This is a genomic window from Candidatus Micrarchaeia archaeon (genome assembly GCA_041650355.1).
Taxonomy (GTDB): domain Archaea; phylum Micrarchaeota; class Micrarchaeia; order Anstonellales; family Bilamarchaeaceae; genus JAHJBR01.
Genome location: JBAZLI010000061.1, coordinates 1 through 5,641 on the forward strand (window position 1 = coordinate 1; position 5,641 = coordinate 5,641).

Consider the following 5,641-nt stretch of genomic DNA (forward strand, 5'->3'; position numbering starts at 1 on the left):
GAGAAAATTGTGATGAAGGCGGGTTATGTGACTGTCCGGATGCCAGCAGGGCCGGCTAAGGGCAGGACGAACGTTGCCCTCCTCGTAAACGATGTATGCGACTCGGATTATGTACGGGTGGGGCAAGAGGAATTCGGGATAGATGTGGAGGCTGGGCGGATAATGCTCGTTGATAAATTCTCGCTCGACGGAGAATATATCCAATGCGGGAGCGGTAAGGTACTCTTAAGGAAAGACACGCTGCCATACGTCGGACCAGTCTACTTCTCCGTCGGTGGGTCTTTGTCTCTGTCCCCTAGCACATGGATGACTGCTTCGTCCGTTCGCGAATTTTGGGTAGTGGAGGTCCCGGAGTCGGAGCTGGAACGCATGCAGGATGGAATAGATATGGAATTGAAGATTGGGGAGGACGTCCGCATACTCCCTTGCCAGACCCCGGCAGTACCACCCACGAAAGCGGCGCTCCAGGCAGTGCGCCAGTAAATGCGCGTTCCCAGGCTTACTTCTTCTTCATCTTCTGCATTATCGCGTGGTGCGCCATCAGCCGGATTGCGTTCACTTTTATGAACCCTATGGAATCCTGCTGGTTGAACCCGCCTGCGATGTTCATGCTGGAGAGGTCCTGGTCGTAGAGCGAGCTTGGGGATTTCCTGCCCTTGAGCGTGACGTTGCCCTTGTAGAGCGAAAGGTACACCACTCCGTCAACGACATCCTGGCTCTCGTCTATCGCAGCCATGAGGAACGCCATTTCAGGGCTGAACCAGAACCCGTTGTACACCAGTTCCGAGAATTTGGGTGCAAGCATGTCCCTGAGCCTGAGCACTTCGCGGTCCATCGCTATGGCTTCAATGTCCATGTGCGCTGCGCGCAAAATGGTCGCGCCCGGGGTTTCGTAAACGCCCCTGGACTTTATCCCTACGAAGCGGTTTTCCACAATATCTATTCTTCCGACCCCGTTTTCCGCCCCCAGTTTGTTGAGGTATAGGAACAACTCGAGCGGGTCAGTCTTCACGGTCCCGTCTTCCTTGTTCGCAACCTTCACCGGAATTCCATCTTTGAAATGGATTTCGATGCTGGTTTCCTTGTCAGGGGCTTCCTTAGGGGACTTGGTCCACTCGAACATGTCCTCTGTTGGAGCAGTCATCGGGTCCTCCAGGATGCCGGATTCGTAGCTGATGTGCATCAGGTTCGCGTCGGTGCTGTACGGCTTGTCCAGCGTGGCTTTTATCGGTATCCCCTTCTCCTTCGCGTAGTTTATGAGGTCCGGGCGGCCGCGGAATTTCGCCAGGAATTCCTGGTCCTTCCACGGCGCTATGACTTTTATCTTCGGGTTGAGCGCAAGGTACGTGAGCTCGAACCTGACTTGGTCGTTGCCCTTCCCGGTCGCGCCGTGCGAAACGTATTCCGCATTCTCCTTCTCGGCGATTTCCATCTGCTTCTTGGCTATCACAGGACGCGCCAGGGAAGTCCCGAGAAGGTAGCGCCCCTCGTAAATCGCGTTCGCCTTGATTGCAGGGAATATGAAATCAGTCACGAATTCCTTCTTCAGGTCCTCGATGTAGACTTTGCACGCGCCCACCTTGAGCGCCTTCTCCTTCGCGGCCTGCAAGTCCTCGTTCTGCCCCACGTCGGCGATGAACGCCACCACGTCATATCCCTTGTCCACGAGCCATTTCAGTATGCATGACGTGTCCAAACCGCCCGAATATGCTAAAACCACCTTGCCCAATTTGCTCAAGAAAACACCTCATCTGAACAGATTTTTTGATAGGGGTGTTCTTCCTTAACTAGTATTTTAATGTTGAGATTTAAATGCCACAATTTGACCGGGCAGTGTTACAAATGAAACAAATGATGTTTTTCAAAGCATGGAACCCCATGCGCGCCGAATATTCCGACTTGCCGGGCTTTGAGATTGAATAGGTTAATTAAGCGGCCGGGCGATTCAAATGCATGAACTGCCTGCGCTGCGGAAGGGAATGCGAAGGACAGTACTGCGACACGTGCAGGTTCTACGAGACCAACGACCAGTGCTGGCGCTGCAGGATGTATCTCCCGAAAGTAGAGCTTCAGCAGTGGAGGGGGCAGACTTACTGCCCGTATTGCATAATGGACATAAGGGATGAGGAAAAACGCGCCGAGGAGACAAGAGGGGAGCGCGCAAGAGAGCATAGGGGGCAGGAGCCAGGGGAGCGCGGGGAGTACCGCGGCGACGAAGGCATGCGGCCGGGCGGGGAACCCCAGGGAGGACACCCCTCGGAACCAGGGCCGTTCGGAGCCGGGCAGAAGGAGGATTACCTGTGCGACAAGTGCAAGGGGGATTTGGACATAGTTTATGTGGTCACCGACCACAAATTCTGCGAGGTGTGCTTCAACCAGCAGGTGAGGGAATGGAAGAAGAGCGGAGTGAAGCGGCCGCCGCACATAAAGTACCGCATAAAGGAGGGGCCAGGGCTTTTCTCCAGGCTCATACGATACCTGAAGGGCAGGATAAAGGAGGAGTGGGAGAGAAGAACGAAAAGGGAGGCCGGGCATAAGGGCGGGGGCGCCGGGAAGTAGGGACTGGAGAAGGAATTTATAAATAGTTAAGAGAAAACGCACTATGAGCCTGAATGTCAAGGGGGAGCCACGCCCTGCGCTCACTCTTCTTGTGATAATCGCCATCGGAGTGATGGTCGGCATGGTGATACGCAGCGGGAACTACTTCTGGCTGATGGTCATACCGAACACGTTCGCGCTCGCCCTGATAATCGTGATTCTTTTTGCCTACGGCGCAGCGGGCAGCTACGGGAAAAGCGGTAGGAAGAGCCTGCCGCGCCTCAGCGTGATAATACCGTCTTACAACTCCAAATCCACGATTTTCAAGACCCTGGGCGCAGTAAAGGCGTCCGTGTACCCGGGGAAGATGGAGGTCATTGTCGTTGACGATGGGAGCACGGACGGCTCCAGGGAGCTGCTCGGGTCAGCCAAGGGAATAAGGCTGCTCGCGCTGGAAAAGAACGAGGGCAAGGCCGGCGCCATAAACGCCGCGCTCAAGAGCGCCACGGGCGAAGTCGTGGCATGCGTGGATTCCGATTCATATCCTGAGCCCGAGGCGTTCGCAGAGGCGGTCTCGGTGCTCATGGAAGACGAGGAAATCGGGGTAGTGTCGTGCTTCGTGAAAGTCGCGAATCCGGATAATCTGCTGAAGAAATTTCAGGATATAGAGTTCCTGACCGGGTTCGGCTTCTTCCAGATAGGGGTGCACTTCCTGGACGCCATATCGGTCGCTCCTGGCCCGACTTCGGTTTTCAGGAAAAGCGCGCTGGAGAAAGTCGGGGGTTTCGACGAGCGCAACATAACCGAAGACCTGGAAATAGTGTGGAGGCTCAGGAAGAACGGGTACCGGATAGGGCACACGCCCAACGCCGTGATATACACTGAGGTGCCCGGGGACATAGTGAGCCTGCTCAAGCAGAGGATACGCTGGTACAGGGGGAAGTTCTACAACGTCCAGAAGCATTCGGACGTGCTGTTCAACCCGAAGTACGGGCTTTTCTCCACGCTCGTGGTCCCGTTTTCCTTCGCAGGGGAATTTACCGGCGTGGCGCTCAGCTTCTCGTTCGCTTACATAACCCTCACCCAGCTGGTGTGGAGCGCCCAGTACGCATGGACCACGCTCGCAGTGGGCGTGCCGTTTTCCATAGGAAGTGCCGGATTGGTGGTGAGCGCGTCCGCGGTGATAATGGGCTTCATGCTCATGTGCCCGCTGGTACTGGTGGTGTACCTAAGCTATGCCATCGCTGGCAGGAGCATAGGAATCCGGGACGTTCCGACCATACTCCTGTTCTTCCTGCTGTACGGCCCGCTCATTTCGCTGTTCTACTGCATAACCTTCTTAAAGGAGGTAAACCGGAGTGATTACACATGGAAGTGAAGAACCAGATACTCCTGAAGGCGGCACTGGTCACGATAGCGCTTTTCGCGGCCTCGCTGTACGTGGGATACAGCATCGAGTCCCAGAGCTACACCAGCACGGAAAGCAAGCTGAACGAGTTCCACGAGGAGCTTGAGAGCGCGCTCCTGTTCTCGCTTTTCATCCAGACGCACAACCAGAGCGAGTCCACCTGCGCGGTGCTCAGGGACCAGCTGGACGGAAGCGGCCAGAACGCCCTTGAGCTTTACGAGGAGCTGGAGACCAACAAGGGCACGGTGTTCACCAAGTACGACCAGCTCAGGGGCAGGTACTTCCTGGCAAACATGAGGTTCTACCTGATGCTCAGGGAGTACACGCAGGTGTGCAGCGACCATGAGCTGGAGCCGATACTGTTTTTTTACAAGACGTACGGCGACTGCCCGTCCTGCTACGCGCAGGGAAGGGTCCTGGACACCGTGCGCGCTGAGTGCGAAAACGCGAGGGTGTTCGCATTCCCGGCCGATTCAGAGGACCTGGCCATGATACGGGCGTTCAAAACATACTACAGCATAAACGGCACGCCTTCGCTCGTGATACGGGACGCTACGTACGATGGCATGGTGGAGACGGGCAGGATAAAGGCGCTAATAGGGTGCTGAAAAAGAGGCGCGACTGCGCGCGGGCGGCGGGTTTTTCTTGCCCGTTGCAGTTGGTCATCTCCACAGAGTTTCAGGCACTTTCTTTTTGTAATTTATGCTCCTTGCGAACACGAAGAGCAGGTCGCCCAGCCTATTCAGGTAAACCGGTATGGCGTCGTTCACGCCTTCCTGCCTCTTGAGTGCAATCACTTTTCGCTCGGCTTCGCGGCAAATTACGCGCGCGAGGTGCATGAGCGACGCGGTTTTGCTCCCGCCGGGAAGCACGAAGCTGGTTATTTTTGGCAGCTCGGCGTCGGTTTTGTCTATCAGCTCCTCGATTTCATTCACTTTCTGGGGCGAGAGGCGTGGAATCGCTATCTTCTCCCCCTCGGGAGTCGCGAGGTCCGAGCCCACCACGAAGAGCGTGCGCTGTATCTTGGACAGCCTCGCCTTCAGCTCCGGGTCGTCTGAAAACGCTATCACTATACCGAGCACCGAGTTGAGCTCGTCTATCTCCCCAGTCGCCTCTATCCTCGCATCGTCCTTCGCGACCACGCGGCCCCCTATTACGGTAGTTTCGCCGCCGTCGCCCCTCCTGGTGTAAATTTTCATAAGCGCCACCTACAAGGTTATGGAATATGTGAGCAGGTCCCCCACTGCAACGGTTATCAGGAGCGCGCCGAGAACGAACGGGAGAAACGGCGGCAGCTCCTTGTACACGTAAACCTCCTTCACCCTGAGCTTCTTCAGGCGCGCTATTTCCGCTGAATCGAGCAGCCTCTTTATGCCGTATTTCTTCACCAGCTCTGGCATGAGCTCAGGGGCCGCGAGGTCCCCGTCCTCTATTTCCGAGGGCTTCACCTTTCTCGCGAGCGATTCCATCACAGGTTCCTTGTACACCATGAACAGCATCGAGGAAAGCAGGAGCGTCCCGACCACGAGTACGTACACTGGCCCGAAAATGCCGGTGGAAGTTATGAAGTACATGAGCGCCAGGTACACTGGAACCAGGAGGAGGTATTCTATCCTGCCCTTCCTGCCCTTGAGCACCACGTTGGTTAGTATGTAGTAGAAGAAATACAGCGCGAACAGGAGGCAGGAGGTTATG

General features: G+C 55.9%; 7 protein-coding genes. 4 read left to right on the forward strand and 3 right to left on the reverse strand.

The window, feature by feature from the left end; all coding sequences use genetic code 11:
* Positions 1-483: hypothetical protein (locus tag WC488_04290; GenBank protein MFA5077619.1), on the forward strand; the 483-nt coding region annotated here is incomplete at its 5' end.
* A gap of 16 nt (positions 484-499) precedes the next feature.
* Here the strand turns inward: WC488_04290 and WC488_04295 are convergent.
* Complete coding sequence (locus WC488_04295) at positions 500-1,738, reverse strand: argininosuccinate synthase (protein ID MFA5077620.1); 1,239 nt, start codon at positions 1,736-1,738, stop codon at positions 500-502.
* Between the two features lie 215 nt (positions 1,739-1,953).
* On the opposite strand from WC488_04295, the gene WC488_04300 reads away from it, so the two are divergent.
* From WC488_04300 to WC488_04310, 3 genes are read left to right on the forward strand one after another with little or no spacing between them, the layout of a single operon-like run.
* On the forward strand, positions 1,954-2,559 hold the full coding sequence (locus tag WC488_04300) for a hypothetical protein (protein ID MFA5077621.1): 606 nt from the start codon (positions 1,954-1,956) through the stop codon (positions 2,557-2,559).
* A gap of 43 nt (positions 2,560-2,602) precedes the next feature.
* Positions 2,603-3,916 (forward strand): glycosyltransferase family 2 protein, encoded by a 1,314-nt coding sequence (locus WC488_04305; GenBank protein ID MFA5077622.1) that lies wholly within the window; start codon positions 2,603-2,605, stop codon positions 3,914-3,916.
* Positions 3,907-4,554 (forward strand): hypothetical protein, encoded by a 648-nt coding sequence (locus tag WC488_04310; protein MFA5077623.1) that lies wholly within the window; start codon positions 3,907-3,909, stop codon positions 4,552-4,554. The genes WC488_04305 and WC488_04310 overlap by 10 nt, the downstream gene beginning before the upstream one ends.
* 54 nt (positions 4,555-4,608) lie before the next feature.
* Here the strand turns inward: WC488_04310 and WC488_04315 are convergent, their stop codons facing one another.
* Both WC488_04315 and WC488_04320 read right to left on the reverse strand, forming a co-directional pair.
* Positions 4,609-5,145: a cob(I)yrinic acid a,c-diamide adenosyltransferase gene (locus WC488_04315; GenBank protein ID MFA5077624.1), complete on the reverse strand. Its 537-nt coding sequence runs from the start codon at positions 5,143-5,145 to the stop codon at positions 4,609-4,611.
* 9 nt (positions 5,146-5,154) lie between these two features.
* A partial coding sequence (locus WC488_04320; GenBank protein ID MFA5077625.1) for a hypothetical protein occupies positions 5,155-5,641 on the reverse strand: 487 nt, incomplete at its 5' end.